At 72.9% G+C, this 16,868-nt stretch carries 17 protein-coding genes; all 17 read right to left on the reverse strand.

The annotated features are described in order from the left end of the window. Positions 1-10 precede the first annotated feature (10 nt). Positions 11-988, reverse strand: coding sequence for a hypothetical protein (locus QCD66_RS19535; protein ID WP_357537425.1), 978 nt, complete (start codon positions 986-988; stop codon positions 11-13). Then, positions 985-2,145, reverse strand: coding sequence for an acyl-CoA dehydrogenase family protein (locus QCD66_RS19540; protein WP_375735261.1), 1,161 nt, complete (start codon positions 2,143-2,145; stop codon positions 985-987). The genes QCD66_RS19535 and QCD66_RS19540 overlap by 4 nt, the downstream gene beginning before the upstream one ends. After that, positions 2,145-3,002 (reverse strand): MaoC family dehydratase N-terminal domain-containing protein, encoded by an 858-nt coding sequence (locus tag QCD66_RS19545; RefSeq protein WP_364206429.1) that lies wholly within the window; start codon positions 3,000-3,002, stop codon positions 2,145-2,147. The genes QCD66_RS19540 and QCD66_RS19545 overlap by 1 nt, the downstream gene beginning before the upstream one ends. After that, positions 2,995-3,510 (reverse strand): Zn-ribbon domain-containing OB-fold protein, encoded by a 516-nt coding sequence (locus QCD66_RS19550; protein ID WP_375735260.1) that lies wholly within the window; start codon positions 3,508-3,510, stop codon positions 2,995-2,997. The genes QCD66_RS19545 and QCD66_RS19550 overlap by 8 nt, the downstream gene beginning before the upstream one ends. Beyond that, entirely contained in the window at positions 3,507-4,697 is a 1,191-nt protein-coding gene (locus QCD66_RS19555) for a thiolase C-terminal domain-containing protein (protein ID WP_364206433.1), read from the reverse strand. The genes QCD66_RS19550 and QCD66_RS19555 overlap by 4 nt, the downstream gene beginning before the upstream one ends. Further along, positions 4,697-5,596, reverse strand: a complete 900-nt coding sequence (locus QCD66_RS19560; RefSeq protein ID WP_357537435.1) for an SDR family NAD(P)-dependent oxidoreductase — start codon at positions 5,594-5,596, stop codon at positions 4,697-4,699. The genes QCD66_RS19555 and QCD66_RS19560 overlap by 1 nt, the downstream gene beginning before the upstream one ends. Continuing rightward, complete coding sequence (locus QCD66_RS19565; RefSeq protein ID WP_364206435.1) at positions 5,593-6,777, reverse strand: acetyl-CoA acetyltransferase; 1,185 nt, start codon at positions 6,775-6,777, stop codon at positions 5,593-5,595. Before QCD66_RS19565 ends, QCD66_RS19560 begins: the two co-directional genes overlap by 4 nt. Beyond that, entirely contained in the window at positions 6,770-8,143 is a 1,374-nt protein-coding gene (locus QCD66_RS19570) for an OB-fold domain-containing protein (protein ID WP_375735259.1), read from the reverse strand. Before QCD66_RS19570 ends, QCD66_RS19565 begins: the two co-directional genes overlap by 8 nt. Continuing rightward, positions 8,140-9,336 carry a CaiB/BaiF CoA transferase family protein gene (locus tag QCD66_RS19575; RefSeq protein ID WP_375735258.1) on the reverse strand — a complete coding sequence of 399 codons (1,197 nt, stop codon included), beginning with the start codon at positions 9,334-9,336 and terminating at the stop codon, positions 8,140-8,142. Before QCD66_RS19575 ends, QCD66_RS19570 begins: the two co-directional genes overlap by 4 nt. Further along, positions 9,333-10,124 (reverse strand): enoyl-CoA hydratase-related protein, encoded by a 792-nt coding sequence (locus tag QCD66_RS19580; protein ID WP_375735257.1) that lies wholly within the window; start codon positions 10,122-10,124, stop codon positions 9,333-9,335. Before QCD66_RS19580 ends, QCD66_RS19575 begins: the two co-directional genes overlap by 4 nt. Then, entirely contained in the window at positions 10,125-10,916 is a 792-nt protein-coding gene (locus tag QCD66_RS19585; RefSeq protein ID WP_375735256.1) for an enoyl-CoA hydratase/isomerase family protein, read from the reverse strand. Continuing rightward, entirely contained in the window at positions 10,913-11,806 is an 894-nt protein-coding gene (locus QCD66_RS19590) for a MaoC/PaaZ C-terminal domain-containing protein (RefSeq protein WP_375735255.1), read from the reverse strand. Before QCD66_RS19590 ends, QCD66_RS19585 begins: the two co-directional genes overlap by 4 nt. 6 nt (positions 11,807-11,812) lie before the next feature. After that, positions 11,813-12,715: an SDR family NAD(P)-dependent oxidoreductase gene (locus QCD66_RS19595; RefSeq protein WP_375735254.1), complete on the reverse strand. Its 903-nt coding sequence runs from the start codon at positions 12,713-12,715 to the stop codon at positions 11,813-11,815. Continuing rightward, positions 12,712-13,911, reverse strand: a complete 1,200-nt coding sequence (locus QCD66_RS19600) for an acyl-CoA dehydrogenase family protein (RefSeq protein ID WP_375735253.1) — start codon at positions 13,909-13,911, stop codon at positions 12,712-12,714. Before QCD66_RS19600 ends, QCD66_RS19595 begins: the two co-directional genes overlap by 4 nt. A gap of 87 nt (positions 13,912-13,998) precedes the next feature. Beyond that, positions 13,999-15,096, reverse strand: coding sequence for an ABC transporter substrate-binding protein (locus QCD66_RS19605; protein WP_375735252.1), 1,098 nt, complete (start codon positions 15,094-15,096; stop codon positions 13,999-14,001). Between the two features lie 91 nt (positions 15,097-15,187). Beyond that, the gene (locus QCD66_RS19610) at positions 15,188-16,030 is read right to left on the reverse strand and encodes an ABC transporter permease (protein ID WP_375735251.1); all 843 of its coding nucleotides are present in this window, start codon (positions 16,028-16,030) and stop codon (positions 15,188-15,190) included. Further along, positions 16,027-16,851, reverse strand: a complete 825-nt coding sequence (locus QCD66_RS19615) for an ABC transporter ATP-binding protein (protein WP_357537456.1) — start codon at positions 16,849-16,851, stop codon at positions 16,027-16,029. Before QCD66_RS19615 ends, QCD66_RS19610 begins: the two co-directional genes overlap by 4 nt. Positions 16,852-16,868: the final 17 nt, after the last annotated feature.

Here is a 16,868-nt window from a genome sequence, read left to right on the forward strand (position 1 = left end):
TGCGCGCCGCTCAGGAGGCACTGCGGCGGGTGAAGAAGAGAGCACTTCCGAAGCTCCTGCTCTGGACCGCGTATTTTTCGCCCGCGTACTCGATCGTCCCGCGGGTCTCGCCCGGACCATAGAACCCGGTGAACTTGGCGTCGCGGTCGGGGTCGACGAAATAGTCTCGCATCATAAGCCGGTGCGGCGACCGGATCACCTCCAGCTCGGCCCGGCCGCCGTCGCCCTCGGCCCGCAGCCGGAACCGCATCGGGTGGTCGATGTCCTCGAAGCCGGGCAGCTTCGCGGTCTCCAGGATGTCCACTTCGACGTCTCCAAAATCGACCAGGTCCTTACCGTCCACCGTGAAGGTCAGCGTCTCCAGCTGGACCGTGCCGTCGTCGCGCCACACCTTGTAGAACAGCGGAACGCTGAGACCTCCGGTGGAGGCCGCCGGGATGCTCTCCCAGATGCCCCGGGCCACCCCCGGCGCCCAGAACCGGCCGCGCCGGCGCTCCAGGTAGCCCGAGCCGGTCACCTCGCGGGCCCGGTCGCCCCGGGTCACCGTGCCGGTGGTGCTGAACTGGGGCACGTAGTGCCAGGTGATGCCGCGCAGGTTCGGCAGCGCCTCGAACGCCGGCATCCGGGCCGACATCCGCAGGGTCAACGATACCCGCTCACCATTGTGGACGCCTTCGACATGGATTTCGTAGTCCGGATACGTACCCCGGATGTACTGGTCGCCGAAGGCGACGTCGACGCCGTCGCGGGACGCCTTCAGGGTGCCGACCGGCAGGTGCAGCGACGTGAGGTCGACCACCTCGTCGCCGACGTACAGGGTGGCGATCCACGCCTCGTCGAGGGAACCCAGCGCCGGCCAGAAGTAGAACGACCAGGACACGCCGTCGGAGTCGACGAGGTCGGCGTGGGCGCACCACCACTGCATCTTCGGGCTGTAGTACTGGCCCTCGAGTTCGGCGGTGAGCTGGGTCGGGGTGAGGATGCTCATGGCGTTCCTTTCGTCACGGGAGCGGGGACAGGGTCGGGACCGAAGCCGGCGTGCCGGAGGAACCGCTCGCGGTGGTGGCCGGCGTCGCCGAACAGCAGGCTGGCCGCCCGCGCCCGGCGCAGGTAGAGGTGCGAGTCGTGTTCCCAGGTGAAGCCCATGCCGCCGTGGATGTGCAGGGCGGCATCGGCGATGAACAGGTAGGCGTCGCCGGCCAGGGCCTTGGCCGTGCTGGCGGCCGACGCCGCCCGGGGATCGCCGGTCCGGACGGCCCAGACGGCGAACAGCACCGCCGAACGGGCCAGTTCGAGTTCGGCGAGCATGTCGGCGCAGAGGTGCTTGACCGCCTGGAACGAGCCGATCGGCCGGCCGAACTGGTGCCGCTGCCCGGCGTACTCCACCGCGTTCTCCAGGCAGGCCCGGGCACCGCCGACCATCTCGGCGGCGAGCAGCGCGTACGCGTGGTCGGCCAGGGTGTCCAGGGCGGCCCGGACCGCCTCCCCCTCGGCGAGCAGGACGCCGTGGGTGTCGGTGAAGGTCACCGTGGCGTACCGGGTGGTCAGGTCCAGCCCCTTGACGGTCCGCCGGTCCAGCCCGGCGGCGGCACCGGTCACGGCGACCAGCGCCGGGCGGTCGTCGTGCCGGGCCGTGACCAGGAGCAGGTCCGCGTCCGCGCCGTACGGCACGAGCGTCCTGGTTCCGGTCAGGGTGACCGTTCCGGCGCCGGCCGGGGCGGCGCGGACGCCGGGGCCGTCGTCGACCCATCCGGTGCCCGGCCCCCACAGCGCGACGGTGCCGGTCAGGTCCCCGGTGGCGACCCGGGCGAGCAGGTCGGCCGCCGCCGGCTCGGCGTCGGCGAGCGCGGCGAGCAGGGTGGCGGCCAGCACGGTGGAGGCGACGTAGGGGGTGCCGACCAGCCGGGCGCCCATCTCCTCCTGCACGATCGCCAGTTCCTCCACGCCGAAGCCCTGGCCGCCGTGGTGTTCCGGTACGTGGAGGCCGTGCAGCCCGAGGTCGGCCATCCGGCGCCACAGGTCGGTGTCGGGGCCGTCGCCCCGCTCGGCGCGTACCCGGGTCTTCGCCAGCGGGGCGCGGTCGTCGAGGAAGGCGGCGACCACGTCCCGCCACGCCTCCTGGTCGGTCGAGTAGGCGAAGTCCATCACGCACCGCCCTGTGGTCCGGGGTACGCGCGTACCCGTACGGTCTGTTCGCCGGCCGGTCCGGTCAGGCCCAGCTCGATTCCCCCGCCCCGGTCGTCGGTCGCCGGCAGCGGGTCACGGTGCCGCCGGTACGTCACGTCGGGCCAGGTCTGCCCGGTGAACCGGATCGCCACGGCGGAAAGCGGCCGGGGACGCAGGACCCGGGCCGCCTCGGCGGCGAGGATCCCGCCGGGCAGCAGGCCCATCGCGAAGACCCCCGGAAACCCGAGCCGGACGGCGTGGCCCTCGTCGTGGTGTACGGGGTTGAAGTCGCCGGCGGCACCGGCGTAGCGCACGATGTCGGTCCGGGACAGCCGGAGCGTGTCCGGGTCGGCGGCGGCCGGGTCGGCGGGCGCCGGCGGCCCGTCGGCGGCCGCCCGGGTGACGGTGCTGCTGCCACCGGTCGCCGGCGCCTCCGGCTGGATCAGGACCACCCGGCCGCGCTGCACCTCGGCCCCGGCCTCGTCGCACCAGATCGTGGTGCCGGTGGCCAGCACCATCTCCCCGCCCCGCCGGCCCCGTCGGACGGTGCGGTCGTCCAGCCGTACCGTCCCGGTCAGGGTCTCCCCGGTCCGGAGCGGGCGCCGGTAGGTCCAGGACAGCTCGCCGAGCAGCACCCGCGGCTGGTCCAGGCCCGCCGCCGCGATGATCAGCTCGTTCGGCGAGCCGCCGGCCGGCGTGTGGTGCGCGGCGACGACGGTGAACGTCGGCGGGACGGTCCCGGGGTCGGCGCGCAGCGCCCGGGCCAGCTCGCGGACCTTGATCCGGTCGACCGGCAGGGTGAGGGTGCCCAGGGGCCGGGTCGTGGGGTCAGTCATCGCCGGACCCAACCGCCGGTGCACCGTCCGCCGGCTCCGCGGGGACGGCCGGGTCCGCCGGGAGAGCGGGGTCCGCCGGGACGAAGACCGGGAGCAGCCAGTCGCCGGAGGCCCGCCAGTCGACCCTGACCCGCAGCCCGACGGTGATCGCGTCCGGGTCGACCTCGACCACATTGGACATCATCCGGAAGCCCTCGTCGAGGTCGATCCAGGCGACGCAGTACGGCACCCGGTCGGCGAAGCGCGGATCGCGGCTGTTGCGGACCACCGAGTAGGTGTAGACCTCGCCCAGCCCGGCGGAGTCGTGCCAGGTCAGCGCCGCCGACAGGCAGCCGGGGCAGTGCCGGCGCGGGAAGAAGACCACGGCGGCGCACGCGTCGCAGGTCTGGTACGTCAGCCGCCGCTGCCGGGCGGCCGCCCAGAACGGCGCGGTGTCCCGGTCGAGGACCGCCGGCAGCAGCCCGGCGGCGAAGGACGGTGGATCGGTGGGGGTCGTCCGGTCACTCATGGCCGCTCACTTCCGAGGATCACGGTGCCGCCGGCGTGCCGGCTGCCGAGCATGCCGCCGTTGCCGTGGGCGACGGCGAGCCGGGCGCCGGGAACCTGGGCGGTGGATTCGCCGCGCAGTTGCCGGGTCGCCTCGATCAGCAGGAACAGCCCGCGCATGCCGGGGTGGTTGGAGTAGAGGCCGCCCCCGTCGGTGTTCAGTGCCGGGCCGCCGGGCCGGTCGAACCGCAGCCGGCCGCCCTCGACGTAGGCACCGCCCTCGCCCTTGGCGCAGAAGCCGAGGTCCTCCAGGACCGTCAGCACGGTGACGGTGAACGAGTCGTAGATCATCGCCACGTCGATGTCGGCGGGGGTCACCCCCGCCTCGGCGAACGCGATCGGCCCGGACCGGGCGGCGGCGGTTCGGCAGATGTCGCCGCCGTTGGTGGTGTACTTGACCGCCTCGCCGCTGCCGAGCACCCAGACCGGGGGTTTGCGGGTCGCCGCCGCCACCCGGTCGGAGGCGAGCACGACCGCTCCCGCGCCGTCGGAGACCATGCAGCACTCCAGCTTGCGCAGCGGGTCGGCGACCACCGGAGAGGCGAGCACGTCGTCGACGGTCAGCGGGCCGGTGTGCCGGAAGCCGAGCGCCTTCATCGCGGCGACCGCGTCCGGGTTGCGTACGGCGTGGTGCCGGGTGGCGACGGCGATCTCGGCGAGCTGGGCCGGCGTGGTGCCGTACTCGTGCATGTGCCGGGTGGCGACCATGGCGTAGTTGGCGATGAGGGTGGCCCCCCACGGCGCCTCCATGTTCTCGCCGGGGTTGTCGTCGCCGTAGCTCGGCGGGGCGCCGGTGCCGATCCGTACGGCCGCGCTGCGGTTGGTCGCACCGTACGTGATCAGCGCGACCTCGCACTTGCCGGCCAGGATGGCGCTGCGGGCGTGTGCGACGTGGAACTCGAACGAGGCGCCGCCGACCATGGTGGTGTCGACGACCGTCGGTGCCAGCCCGAGGTATTCGGCCATGGCCAGCCGGCTGGTCAGGCCGCCGTCCAGGGCGCTGAACAGCCCGTCCACATCGGATGGTTTCAGGCCGGCGTCGCGCAGCGCCGCGGCCGCCGCGATCGCCTGCAACTGCATGGCGCTGGTCGACGGGCTGAGCCGGTCGGGGTGCTCGTGGATCCCGACGACGGCGGCTCCGCGGGCCATCAGGCGACCTGCGTGTCGAAGATGCCCCGGCGTTCCAGGGCGGGCCGGAAGACGCGTTCCATCGCCTCGCCGGCCTCGGCGACGCTCCACGGGCGGGTGCCGACGATCTCGCGGCTCACCTCGTGGCCGGTGTAGAGGATCAGCCGGTAGCCGCGGATGCCGACGGTCTGCCCGTTGAGCCAGGCCCGGTCCGGCTGCGCCAGGTAGACCACGCCGGGCGCCACGTTGGCCGGTGCCATCTCGTCGTCGTGCCGGATGCCGACCTGCGCGGCCCGGTCGCCGGGCACCGCCTCGGTCATCCGGGTCGCCGCGCCCGGCGACACCGCGATCGAGGTGACGCCGTAGCGCTTGAGCGCGTTGCCGCACGACAGGGTGAGGCCGAGGATGCCCATCTTGGCCGCCGCGTAGTTGGGCTGGCCGGGGGCGCCGAAGAGGCCGGCCCCGGAGATGAGGTTGAGCAGCCGGTAGTCCCCGCCGCGGTGCTGCCGCCACCAGCGGGAGGCGTGGTGGGTGGTGTTGAAGGTGCCCTTCAGGTGGACCCGGATCACCGCGTCCCACTCGTCCTCGGCCAGGTTGAAGATCATCCGGTCCCGGACGATGCCGGCCGCGTTGATCAGGACGTCGATCCGGCCGAACTCGTCGACGGCGGTGTCGATGATGCCCGCCGCCTGGTCGAAGTCACCGACGTCGGCGAAGCTCGCCACCGCCGTGCCGCCGGCCGCGGTGATCTCGTCGATCACCGTGTTCGCCGGGGCCGCGTCCGAGGTGGTGCCGGCCAGGTCGGCACCGATGTCGTTGACCACGACCGCGAAGCCGGCCGCCGCCAGTGCCTTGGCGATCTCGGCGCCGATGCCACCGCCGGCCCCGGTCACCACCGCCACCCGTCGGGTCTCGCTCACGACAGTTCACTCCCTACGATGCCGATGAAGGACACACACTTTCCGGGCCGCCCGCCGAGGTTGTGGGTCAGGCCGAGGGTCGGGTTGTCGAGTTGCCGCCGGCCCGCCTCGCCGCGCATCTGCAGCCAGCACTCCAGCAGCATCCGCAGCCCGCTGGCCCCGACCGGGTGCCCGAACGCCTTGAGCCCGCCGTCGACGTTGACCGGCAGCCGGCCGGTGCGGTCGAACGCGCCGTCCAGCACGTCCCGCCACGCCTGCCCGCGTTCGGAGAAGCCCAGGTCCTCCATCAGGACCAGTTCGGTCGGGGTGAAGCAGTCGTGCACCTCGGCCAGCGAGATCTGGTTACGCGGGTCGGTGACACCGGCCTGCCGGTACGCGTCCTGCGCGCAGCGCACCACCTCGGGAAAGCTGGTGAAGGAGACCCGGTCGTCGAGCGCCCCGTCGCCCCGGCCGCTGGCCACGGCGAGCGCTTTGACGTACAGCGGCCGGTCGGTGTAGCGGTGGGCGTCCTCGGCGCGGACGATCAGCGCGGCGGCGGCGCCGTCGGCGACCCCGGAGCAGTCGTAGACGCCGAGGGCTCCGGCGACCAGCGGGGCCCGGTTCACCGTCTCGGCCGACACCGGCGTCCGGAACTGGGCCCTGGGGTTCAGCGCCCCGTTGGCGTGGTTCTTCACCGCGATGTGGGTGAGCACCTCGCGCATGGTGGCGTCGTCGACGCCGTACGCGGCGGCGTAGGCCGGAACCAGGTAGGAGAAGGCGGCCGGCGCCGAACTCTCCACCGCCGAACCGTCGTCGGGCGGATCCCGGCGGACCAGGCCGGAGAAGCCGGAGTCCTTCAGCTTCTCCACGCCGACGGCCATCACCACGTCGTACGCCCCGGACGCGACGGCGTAGCAGGCGTTGCGGAACGCCTCCGAGCCGGTGGCGCACAGGTTCTCCACCCGGGTCACCGGCCGGTAGTCGGTCTTGAGCGCGGTCGACAGGGTGAGCCCGGCGTAGCCGGAGTCCATCGTGCCGAGCCAGTACGCGTCGACGTCGGGGCCGGTGACCCCGGCCGAGGCCAGGCACTCGGTTGCCGCGTCGACCAGCAGGTCACCGGCGGACGACTCCCACCGCTCGCCGAAGCGGGTGCAGCCCATGCCGACGATCGCGACCCGGTCCCGCAAACCTCTGCTAGTCACCGGTCTCCTCCTCCAGGCTCGCCTTCCACGCGTAGTTGTGCACCCCACCGCTCGCGTGCCGGCGCCGGAACACCATCCGCACCCGGCCCCCCACCCGCAGCCGGTCGGGGTCCGGGTCGGCCAGTTCCATCTCCAGCCGGCCGCCGTCGTCGAAGTCGACGACCGTGGCGACCACCGGCGGGTTCAGGCTGAACGCGAGCCGGTCGACGCTGAAGGTGCGGATCGACGCGCCGGCCTCGCTGAGCGGCACCGGGGTGGCGCCGTCCACCGCGCCGCAGCGCACGCAGACCCGCTGCGGCGGGGCCTGGACCGCGTCGCAGGAGCCGCACCGCGAAGCGGCCAGGCCGAACTTCCAGCGGCTGTTGCGGGCGCTCGCCGGGCCGCTGGCGACGGCCGGGTCGGGCCGGCGCGGACCGGCCCGGTCCAGCAGCCCTCGCCAGGCCAGGTAGTCGAGGTAGCGGACGGGGCGGGCCGCCGCGAGCTGCCGGTCGACCGTCGGGGTGGCCCGGGCGGCGGGAAGCCGGTCGGTGCAGCGCAGCACGAGGGCGTCGCAGCCGTCGGCCAGGACGAGCAGCAGGATCGTCTGCCCCGGTTCGGCCCGGTCGAGGGTGGCGGCCAGGCGGACCAGCGGGTCGGCGGCGCCGGCGTGCCCGACCCCGGCCAGGTCGCGGACCGGGCCGTACGGGGCGAGCCGCTTCGCCGCCGTACGGGCCGTCCGGGGCCCGGGCGAGGAGATCACCACGTGGTCGACCGAGGCGGTGGTGAGCCGGGCCAGGACCCGGTCCAGCAGCGGCAGGTAGCGCTCGACGGCGAACCGCTCCTCCCACTGGTTGGCGAACGGCGTGCCCGGTGCCCGCCAGTGGTCCAGGAACTCCTCGGTGACCGTGGCCCGCTCGACCACCCGTACCGCGGCCTGTTCGGCCGGGCCGAGGAGCACCGCCGCGGCGGCGTCGCCACGGTCCAGTTCGTCGGTGCCGCCGGGGCGGCCGACGGTGACGTCGGCGGCCAGCAGCAGGGTGCCGGGCGCGGCCGTGCCGAGCAGCCCGGGGACCGACCGGTAGGAGCCGCCGAGGTCGTACGCGGGTACGTCGTCGGGCAGGGCGAGCGCGGCGTGCGCGGCGCTGGCGTTGTTCTTGCCCGCGTACGGCGGGTTGGTGGTGCTGACGACGACCGTGGCGGGTGTGCCGCCGAGCCGGCGCACCAGGCGGCCCGCCTCGACGGCCATGGTCAGCGCGTCCTCGTCGAAGGCCGCCACCCGCCGCTCGCCCCGGCCGCCGGGGGTGCCGGTGCGGGCCGCCGCGACGTCGGACGCGGTCAGCCGGTGCCGGGGCAGGTAGGCCGCGTAGGCCACGATCCCGGCGTTCACGCCGTCGTCTCCGCCGCCGGGGCCAGCCAGTCCCGCAGCACCGCGTCGGTGTCCTGGCCGGGGCGTTCGGCCGGCAACCGGTCGGCGACCGGAGCGACCGGCGGGCCGCCCCCGGCTTCGGCGACGGCCCGCCACGGGGCGCCGGGCGCCACCATCTGTCGTCCGGCCAGCTCCCAGGAGGAGAAGAAGTTCCGGTGCGCGAGTTGCGGATGTTCCACCAGCGCCGGTACGTCGTTGACCCGCGCGCAGGCCAGCCCGTGCCGGGCCAGGGTGTCGACCAGTTCGCCCTGGTCCCGGTCGGCGAGGAGCGGCCGGAGCTGTTCGTTGAGCCGGTCGCGGTTCTCCACCCGCATCGGCGCGGTGGCGAACTCGGGCCGGTCGCGCAGGTCCGGCCGGCCGAGCAGGGTGCAGAACACGGCCCAGTGCGCCTCGGTGAGGATCGCGATCGCGACCGGCCCGGTCCGGGTCGGGTAGATCTCGTACGGGGCGAGCAGCGGGTGCGCGGTGCCCAGCGGCTGCGGCACCACACCGGATATGCCGTGGCTGAACACGTTGAACGCCATCACCGAGGCGGCGACGTCGAGCATGGCGACGTCGATGTGCCGGCCCCGGCCGTGCCGTTCGCGGTCGCGGACGGCGCAGACCACGGAGAACGCGGCCACCATCGCGGCCATGATGTCGACCACCGGTACGCCGACCTTGGCGAGCTGGTCGGGCCCCTCCCCGGTGACCGACATCAGCCCGCCCTCGGCCTGGATCAGCAGGTCGTACGCCCGTCGGTCGCGGTACGGCCCCGACGTGCCGAAGCCGCTGACCGAGCAGTAGACCAGGGCCGGGTCGGCCTCGCTCAGCGTCGCGTAGTCCAGCCCGAGCCGGTCCAGGCTGCCCGGGGAGAAGTTCTCCACGACCACGTCGGCCCGGGCGGCCAGGCCGCGGGCGGTGGCCAGCCCGTCGGGGGTCTTCAGGTCCAGCACGACCGACCGCTTGTTGCGGTTGACGGCGAGGAAGTGCGGGCTCAGCCCCTGCAGGTCGTTGCGGGTCCAGGCGCGGACGTGGTCGCCGACGCCGGGCGGTTCGACCTTGACCACGTCGGCGCCCATGTCGGCGAGCATCATGGTGCCGTAGGGCGCGGCCCAGGCGTGCTCGAAGGAAAGTACCCGGACCCCTTCGAGCGGGCGATCTGTCGTCGTCACGGTGCACTCCGGTAGGGCGAGAAGTCGGGTTGCCGTTTCTGGGCGTACGCGGTGGTCGCCTCGCGCTGCTCCGGCGAGCCGAAGAACCCGGCGAGGGAGTCGACCATCAGCGGCAGGTACGCGTCGGAGAGGACGTCGTCGACGTTGACGCCGAGTTTCAGCGCCCGCAGCACGGTCGGGCTCTTGGCGAGCAGGTCCCGGCACATCGCGTCGACGGCGGCGTCCAACTGGTCGTCCGGCACCACCTTGTTGACCAGGCCGATCTCCCGGGCCTGGTCGGCGGTGTAGGTGTCGCAGAGGAACAGGATCTCCCGGGCCCGCTTCTCCCCCACCAGCCGCGGCAGCAGCCTCGTGTTGAAGATCGGTGCGCCGCCGACCCGGGCCCCGACCTGCCCGAACCGGGCCGACGCGGAGGCGATCGTCAGGTCGCAGAAGCAGTGCAGTTCGTGGCCGCCGCCGATGCACCAGCCCTGCACCGCGGCGATGACCGGCTTGCCGCAGCGGCGGACCGCGGCGAACAGGTCCCGCAGGCTGCCGGCCAGCCGCAGCCAGCCGGCCCGGTCCAGGGCCGACACCATCACCTTCTGGTCGCCGCCGACGCAGAAGGCCCGCTCGCCGGCGCCGCGCAGCACCACCACGCCCACGGTCGGGTCGGCGTCGGCGCGGGTGAACGCGTCGGTCAGTTCCTCGATGGTCTCCGTCCGCAGGGCGTTGAGCACCTCGGGACGGTTGATCGTGATCGTGGTCGTACCGCCGTCGTGGCCGACCAGGATGTCGGTGTACGTCATTCAGTGCCCCTCGAAGACGGGTGTGCGGTGTTCGGCGAACGCGGCCCGGCCTTCGGCGAAGTCCCGCGAGCCGAGGCAGACCCGCTGCCCCCAGCTCTCGAACTCCAGCGCCCCGGCCAGGTCGCCGCCGTCGGCCCGTTGCACGGCGCGTTTGGTGAACGACAGCGCCAGCGCGGGTCCGGCGGCGAGCCGGCCGGCGAACTCCGTCACCGATTCGTCGAGCCGGTCGTCGGGGACCACCCGGTCGGCCAGCCCGATCTCCACCGCCCGCGCCGCGTCGACCCGGGTGCCGAACATCAGGATCTCCAGCGCCCGGGACCGGCCGACGAGCGCCGGCAGCGTGTACGTCAAACCGCCGTCGGGCATCAGTCCCCGCCGTACGAACGCGGGCTCGAACCGGGCCGACTCGGCGACGACGCGGAAGTCGGCGGCGGTCGCCAGGGACATGCCGCCGCCGGCGGCGACCCCGTTCACCGCGGCGACGACCGGCTTGGGGATGTCCCACACCGCCCGGACGAAGCTGCCCAGCGGCTGCTGGAGCCGGGTCGGGTCGGCGCCGGTGGTGACCGCGTCGATGCGTTCGCCGAGGTCGGCGCCGGAGCAGAAGCCGCGGCCCGTACCGGTGAGCACCACCACCCGCACCGCCGGGTCGGCGCTGGCCCGCCGGCACAGCTCGGGCAGTTCGACGTCGGCCATCACCGAGGTGAGCGCGTTGAGCCGGTCCGGCCGGTCGAGGCGGATCCGGGCGATCCCGTCGGCGACGGTGTAGTGCATATGCCGGTAGCCGGTCATGCCGTCGCCCCGACGGTCTCGGCGGCGCCGGCCAGGACGGCCAGGCCGCCGTCGATGACGGTCAGGTCCCGGTCCAGGCTGACGCACCGGAAGGCGACGTTCCCGTCCTCCAGCCACAGGTGGGTGCGGACCGTCTCACCGGGCAGCATCGGCGCGGAGAACCGCCCGGAGAGCCCGACCAGCCGCCCGGCCTCGTAGTCGAGGACGCTGCGCAGGATCGCGTGGGCGGCCACGCCGAGCGTGCACAGCCCGTGCAGGATCGGCCGTTCGAAGCCGGCCTCCCGGGCCACCCTGGGGTCGACGTGCAGCGGGTTGCGGTCGCCGCTGAGCCGGTAGATCAACCCGGCGCGCGGCGAGGTCGGCAGGTCGCACCAGGTGGTGGCCGGCCGGTCGGGTACGGCGGCACGGGGCCGGGCCGGTCCGGGCGGGCCACCGAACCCGCCGTCGTTGCGGCAGACCAGGGTGGAGGAGAGCGTGCACAGCGGCTCGCCGGTGTCCCGCCGGCTCACCCGGCGTTCCCAGTAGACCAGGGCGGGCCGCCCGGGGCCCTTGTCGATCACGTCGGTGACCCGGGTGTGGCAGACGATGTCGTCACGGGGCCGCAGCGGCTGGTGGATGCGCAGGTCCTGTTCGCCGTGCACCACCCGGATCCAGTCGATGCCGGTGGCCGGGTCGCTGTACCAGGGACCGGGGTGGCCGAGCACCAGGGCCAGGGTCGGGAAGGCGACCATGCCCTCCTCGTAGAGGAAGCGGAGTTGCTGTTCGTCGGTCGGGTCCGTGCCGAGCCCGACGCCGAGCGCGTAGAGGATCGCGTCACGTTCGTCGTACGACTGCTCGATGACCGGGAACTGCCAGCCCAGGAGCGTGTCGAGGTCGATGGTCATGGTCATCCCGTCCTAGATCGGATCCCAGGAGAAGACGTCGCCCGAGCGCTCCAGTGGGGTGAAGCCGGTGCGGAACGACGGCACCAGGCGCTCGCGGAGCGATTCGACGTCCCACCCGTCGCCGTGGTGGATGGACCGGATCGGGCGGGGCTGGCTCATCAGGAAGATCTCGTTGCGCCGTACCACGAAGACCTGGCCGGTCACGTCGGCGGCGTCGGCGCTGAGCAGGAAGTGCACCAGCGGGGCGACCATCTCGGCGCGCATCTCGCGGAACTTCGCCACCCGGGCCCGCTGCTCCGGCGTCTCCTCGGGCAGGGTGCCGATGAGCCGGCTCCAGGCGAACGGCGCGATGGCGTTGGAGCGTACGCCGAAGCGGGCCATGTCCAGCGCGATCGACCGGGACAGCCCGACGATGCCCAACTTCGCCGCCGAGTAGTTGGCCTGGCCGAAGTTGCCGATCAGCCCGGCGGTGGACGTCATGTGCACGAACGCGCCCGAGCCCTGTTCGCGGAACCGTTCGGCGGCGGCCCGGCTGATGTTGAACGAGCCCTTGAGGTGGACCCGGATGACGTCGTCCCACTCCTGTTCGCTCATCCGGTGGAAGATCCGGTCGCGCAGGAAGCCGGCGCAGTTGACCACCGCGTCCAGCCGCCCGTACGTGCTGATCGCCTGGTCGACGGCGGCCCGGGCGGCCGCCCAGTCGCCCACGTCGGCGCCGTTGAGGACCGCCTCGCCGCCGGCGGCGACTATCTCGTCCACTGTGGAGGACGCTGGTGTGTCGTCGTTGCCGCCGCCGGCCGCGTCGGTGCCGAGGTCGTTGACCACGACCCGGGCCCCGGCGGCGGCCAGTTCGACCGCGACGCCCCGGCCGATGCCCCGGCCGGCTCCGGTCACGAGTACCACGGAGTCCTTCATGACGTCCTCGCATCCTTGGTCACACGCGGCTCCCGGGGCAGGCCGAGCACACGTTCGCTGATGATGTCCCGCTGGATCTCGTCGCTCCCGCCGGCGATCCGGCGGGCGGTGGCGTCCAGGAAGGCGTGCTGCCACCTGCCGCCGTCGAGGGCCTCCGGGCCGTCGAGCAGACCGTCGGCGCCCTGCAACGACAGGGAGAGGCGGCCGACCCGGTTGACGAGCGCGGCGCCGAGCAGCTTGCCCACCGAGCCCTCGGCCCCCGGTGCACGACCCCGGGCAATGGAGGTCGTGACCCGGTTGCTGAGCAGTTCCAGGGCCTGGGCCCGCATCCAGATCTCGGCGACCTGCTGTCGGACGTCGGCGCGGCCGGCGGCCGGCTCGCCGTCGATCCGGGCCGCGCGGACGAGTTCCAGGAAGGCGTCGACGTCGACCCGGCGCCGCACGACCAGCCCCTCGCGTTCGTGGGCGAGGGTCAGCCGGGCGATCCGCCAGCCGTCCCCGGGCGCGCCGAGCAGTTCCGAGTCCGGCACGTACACCTCGTCGAGGAACACCTCGTTGAAGTGCTCGGCGCCGGTGATCTGCCGGATCGGCCGGACGGTGATGCCGGGGCTGCGCATGTCCAGCAGCAGGTAGCTCATGCCGGCGTGCTTGGGGGCGGCCGGATCGGTGCGGACCAGCAGCAGTCCCCAGTCGGCGTAGTGCGCGCCGGAGTTCCACACCTTCTGCCCGGTGACCACCCAGCCGTCGCCGGCACGGACCGCCCGGGTGGTCACCCCGGCCAGGTCGGAGCCGGCCGCCGGCTCGCTGAACAGCTGGCACCACACGGCGCGGCCGTCGAGCATCGGCGGGAGGTGCCGGGCCCGCTGTTCGTCGGTGCCGGCGTCGATGATGGTGGGGCCGGCCAGCATGGTGGAGACGATGAACGTCTCCTCGGGCACGTCGAACCGGGCCGCCTCCTGGTCCCAGACGATCTGGTCGATCAGCGGCCGACCCGCCCCGCCGAAGGGCCGGGGCCAGGTCAGGCCGGCCCAGCCGGCCTCGAACTTGGTCCGTTGCCAGGCCCGGCCGCGGGCCACCGCCGCGTCGTCGTCGGCCCGGTCGACGCTGGCCGGGGTACGGGGTGCCGCGTGCGCGGCGAGCCAGGCGCGGGCCCGGGCCCGCAGCTCGGCCTGGGCGGGCGCGTCATCGAGATTCATGGTTCCCCTGTGGTGTCGGGCGGGTCGGTGGTCGTCGGGGCGTCCGGCCGCAGCGGTGGCGCGGGTCCGCTCCGGCCGGACGACGACCTAGAAGCCGACCTCGCTGACCAGCGCCTTGGCGTCGGTGAGCAGGTCCGCCGGCACGATCTGCGCCGCCGGGTCGAGACTCTGTGCCTCCGGTACGCCCGCGGCGTCGTGCTCGATCATGAAAGTGATGTCCTCGGCCGAGATCGGGTGCTCCAGCGGGCCGATGATCACCTTGTACGCGTCCGGCCACATGACGTCGAAGATCGACGCATCGATGGTGTTGAGCCGTTCCTTGGCCAGTTGCTTGGCCCTGTCCGGGTCGGCCTTCATCGCCTCGGCGGTGGCCTGCAACGCCGCCATGACCCGCACGACGCTCTCCCGGTCGGAGTCGAGGAAGCTCTTGCTGACCACGGTGGCGCCCTGCACGATCGTCTCGCCACCGGAGGCCGGCAGGTCGGTGCCCTTGATGAACATGACACCCTCACCCCGCTGCACCGAGGTCTCCTGGAACGGCGACGGGGCCATGTAGGCGTCGACCGAGCCGCGGGTCAGCGCGGTCGGCATGGTGTTGACGGCGATGTAGGTGTTGGTGACCTTGCCGCCGACGGACGACATGGCGTCGTCGAAGACCCGGGTCAGTACGCCGTTCGCCGAGGCCTGTGCCATCGTCGCGCCGTTGAGCAGGCGCAGCCGGTCCTCGACCGACTTCGACTCCCAGCCCGGGTTACGGTCGGCGAACGCCTTGGAGACGGTGACGTTGGTGAGGAAGCCGGTGGACTGCTTGTAGGCGTACACCATCTGCTTGCCCTGAGCGGTGGTGAGCAGGGCGTCGGTACGCCCGACGAACGCGACCTGCGCGGAGTTCGAGGCCAGCGCGGCGATCGCCACCGACGACGACTCGGCGGTCACGAACCGGGCGTCGATCCCGTACTTCTCCAGGTAACCGCCGTCGCGCGCGGCGAAGACGAGCTGGTGGGCGAGACTGGTCGACGAGATCGTGAAGGTCATGTCGAGCTTCTTGAGGCTGCCGTCCGGGCCGGCCGCCTCGTCGGAGCCGCAGGCGGCGAGGCCGCCGGCGCCGAGCAGTACGGCCGCGGCCAGGGCGACGGCCCGGAGTCGACGGGATCTGGCGGGAACGGTGGTTGTCGTGTGTGTCATGGAGCGGCCTCCCGGGCGACGCTTCGGTCGCCTGAGTGATGGTGAGACAGATCGGTGCCCCCGTGCGCCGCCCGCGGATCGCGGGTGGCGCTCAGCTCCCCTCGTTCCAGTGCAGGAGCTTGTGTTCGGCGAGACGGAGCGCCTGGGTCAGCGCCGTCGCGACGACCATGAGGATCACCAGTCCGGCGAAGACGCCGGCGGTGTTGAACTCGTTCGTCGCGTTTTTGATCATGAATCCGATGCCCTCGGTGGCCGCGATGAACTCACCCACCACGGCCCCGATGAGCGCGTACGGCAGGGAGATCTTGAAGCCGGAGAAGACCCAGACCGCGGAGGTCGGGATGACGATCTTGCGGAAGACGGCGAGCTTGCCGCCGCCCATCAGGTAGCCCATCTCCAGCAGCGACCGGTCGACGCTCTTGGCGCCCTGGAAGGTGGTGAAGAAGACCAGGAAGAACACCAGCACCGCGGCCAGGACGACCTTCGGCAGCAGGTCGATGCCGAACCACAGGACGAACAGCGGCGCCAGCGCGATCTTCGGCAGCGTGTACAGCGCCAGCACGAACGGCTCGCAGATCCGGCCGAGCGTCCGGAACCAACCGAACAGGAAGCCGGTCAGCGCCCCGATCAACGCCCCCGGAACGAAGCCGAGCACCGTGACCAGCAGCGTGGCCCGCAGGCCGCTCCACAGTTCGTCGGTGCGCGCCCAGGTGGTCAGCTGCTCCCAGACCGCCGACGGGCTGGAGACCCAGAACTCCCACCCGAAGGCACGGGACAGCACCTCCCACAGGGTCAGACCGGTCGCCACGATCACGACCTGGATCAGCAGGATCAGCCGGGAGCGCCGCCGGGCGTTGCGCTTGACCCGGGTCTCCACCGCCGCGATCTCGGCCTCCAGGCCGCCGGTACGCCGGGCCTCGGTGACGGTCGTCATGAACGGACCTCCTCGCTCGGCTGGTCGAGCGCCTTCCACAGCCGCGACAGCAGGCCGGCGAACTCGGGAGACTCGTGCGCGGTGATCGCGCTGCGCGGCCGGCCGAGGTGGACCTCCGCCGTCATCTTGACCACGCCGGGCCGGGCACTGATCACCACGACCCGGTCCGCCAGGCTGATCGCCTCGGCCAGGTCGTGGGTGACGAAGACGAAGGTGCTCTTCGTCTCCCGCCAGATCCGCAACAGCTCGTCCTGCATCACCATGCGCAGCTGCGCGTCCAGGCTCGCGAACGGCTCGTCCATCAGGTAGGTGTCCGGCGCGTAGACCATCGTGCGGGCCAGCGACGCCCGCTTGAGCATTCCGCCGGAGAGCTGGCCGGGATAGCTGTTCTCGAACCCGCGCAGGCCCACCTGCTCGATGACCGCACCGGCCCGACGCTTCGCCTCGGCCGCCGTCACCCCCCGGAACTCCAGCGGCAGCATCACGTTCTTCTCGACGGTCCGCCAGGGCAGCAACTGGTCCTTCTGGGTGACGTAGCCGACCTGCCGGTTCGGGCCGCGGACCTGCCGGCCCCGGTACTCGACCCGGCCCACCGTCGGCGTCATCAGGCCGGCGGCCATGTTGAGCAGGGTGGACTTGCCGCAGCCGCTGGGCCCGACGATGGCCAGGAACTCGCCCTCGTACACGTCGAGGGTGACGCCGGCCAGCGCCCGGGTCCCGGTCGGGAAGACGATGCCGATGTCCTGGAACGAGATGTGCACGTCATCGCCGCTCCGCGCGGAGCCGCGCGCAGCCGCGTCGGACGCGGTCGTTGTATGCATGGGAATGTCGTCACCTC

The organism is Polymorphospora sp. A560 (assembly GCF_045781765.1).
Taxonomy (GTDB): domain Bacteria; phylum Actinomycetota; class Actinomycetes; order Mycobacteriales; family Micromonosporaceae; genus Polymorphospora; species Polymorphospora lycopeni.

Excerpts from the sequence above, each read along its gene's own strand:
- QCD66_RS19595 (WP_375735254.1), bottom strand. The coding sequence starts at position 12,715 with ATGAAGGACTCCGTGGTACTCGTGACCGGAGCCGGCCGGGGCATCGGC.
- QCD66_RS19540 (WP_375735261.1), bottom strand. The coding sequence starts at position 2,145 with ATGGACTTCGCCTACTCGACCGACCAGGAGGCGTGGCGGGACGTGGTC.
- QCD66_RS19600 (WP_375735253.1), bottom strand. The coding sequence starts at position 13,911 with ATGAATCTCGATGACGCGCCCGCCCAGGCCGAGCTGCGGGCCCGGGCC.
- QCD66_RS19585 (WP_375735256.1), bottom strand. The coding sequence starts at position 10,916 with ATGACCGGCTACCGGCATATGCACTACACCGTCGCCGACGGGATCGCC.
- QCD66_RS19550 (WP_375735260.1), bottom strand. The coding sequence starts at position 3,510 with ATGAGTGACCGGACGACCCCCACCGATCCACCGTCCTTCGCCGCCGGG.
- QCD66_RS19545 (WP_364206429.1), bottom strand. The coding sequence starts at position 3,002 with ATGACTGACCCCACGACCCGGCCCCTGGGCACCCTCACCCTGCCGGTC.
- QCD66_RS19615 (WP_357537456.1), bottom strand. The coding sequence starts at position 16,851 with ATGCATACAACGACCGCGTCCGACGCGGCTGCGCGCGGCTCCGCGCGG.
- QCD66_RS19535 (WP_357537425.1), bottom strand. The coding sequence starts at position 988 with ATGAGCATCCTCACCCCGACCCAGCTCACCGCCGAACTCGAGGGCCAG.
- QCD66_RS19605 (WP_375735252.1), bottom strand. The coding sequence starts at position 15,096 with ATGACACACACGACAACCACCGTTCCCGCCAGATCCCGTCGACTCCGG.
- QCD66_RS19555 (WP_364206433.1), bottom strand. The coding sequence starts at position 4,697 with ATGGCCCGCGGAGCCGCCGTCGTCGGGATCCACGAGCACCCCGACCGG.
- QCD66_RS19610 (WP_375735251.1), bottom strand. The coding sequence starts at position 16,030 with ATGACGACCGTCACCGAGGCCCGGCGTACCGGCGGCCTGGAGGCCGAG.
- QCD66_RS19580 (WP_375735257.1), bottom strand. The coding sequence starts at position 10,124 with ATGACGTACACCGACATCCTGGTCGGCCACGACGGCGGTACGACCACG.
- QCD66_RS19590 (WP_375735255.1), bottom strand. The coding sequence starts at position 11,806 with ATGACCATGACCATCGACCTCGACACGCTCCTGGGCTGGCAGTTCCCG.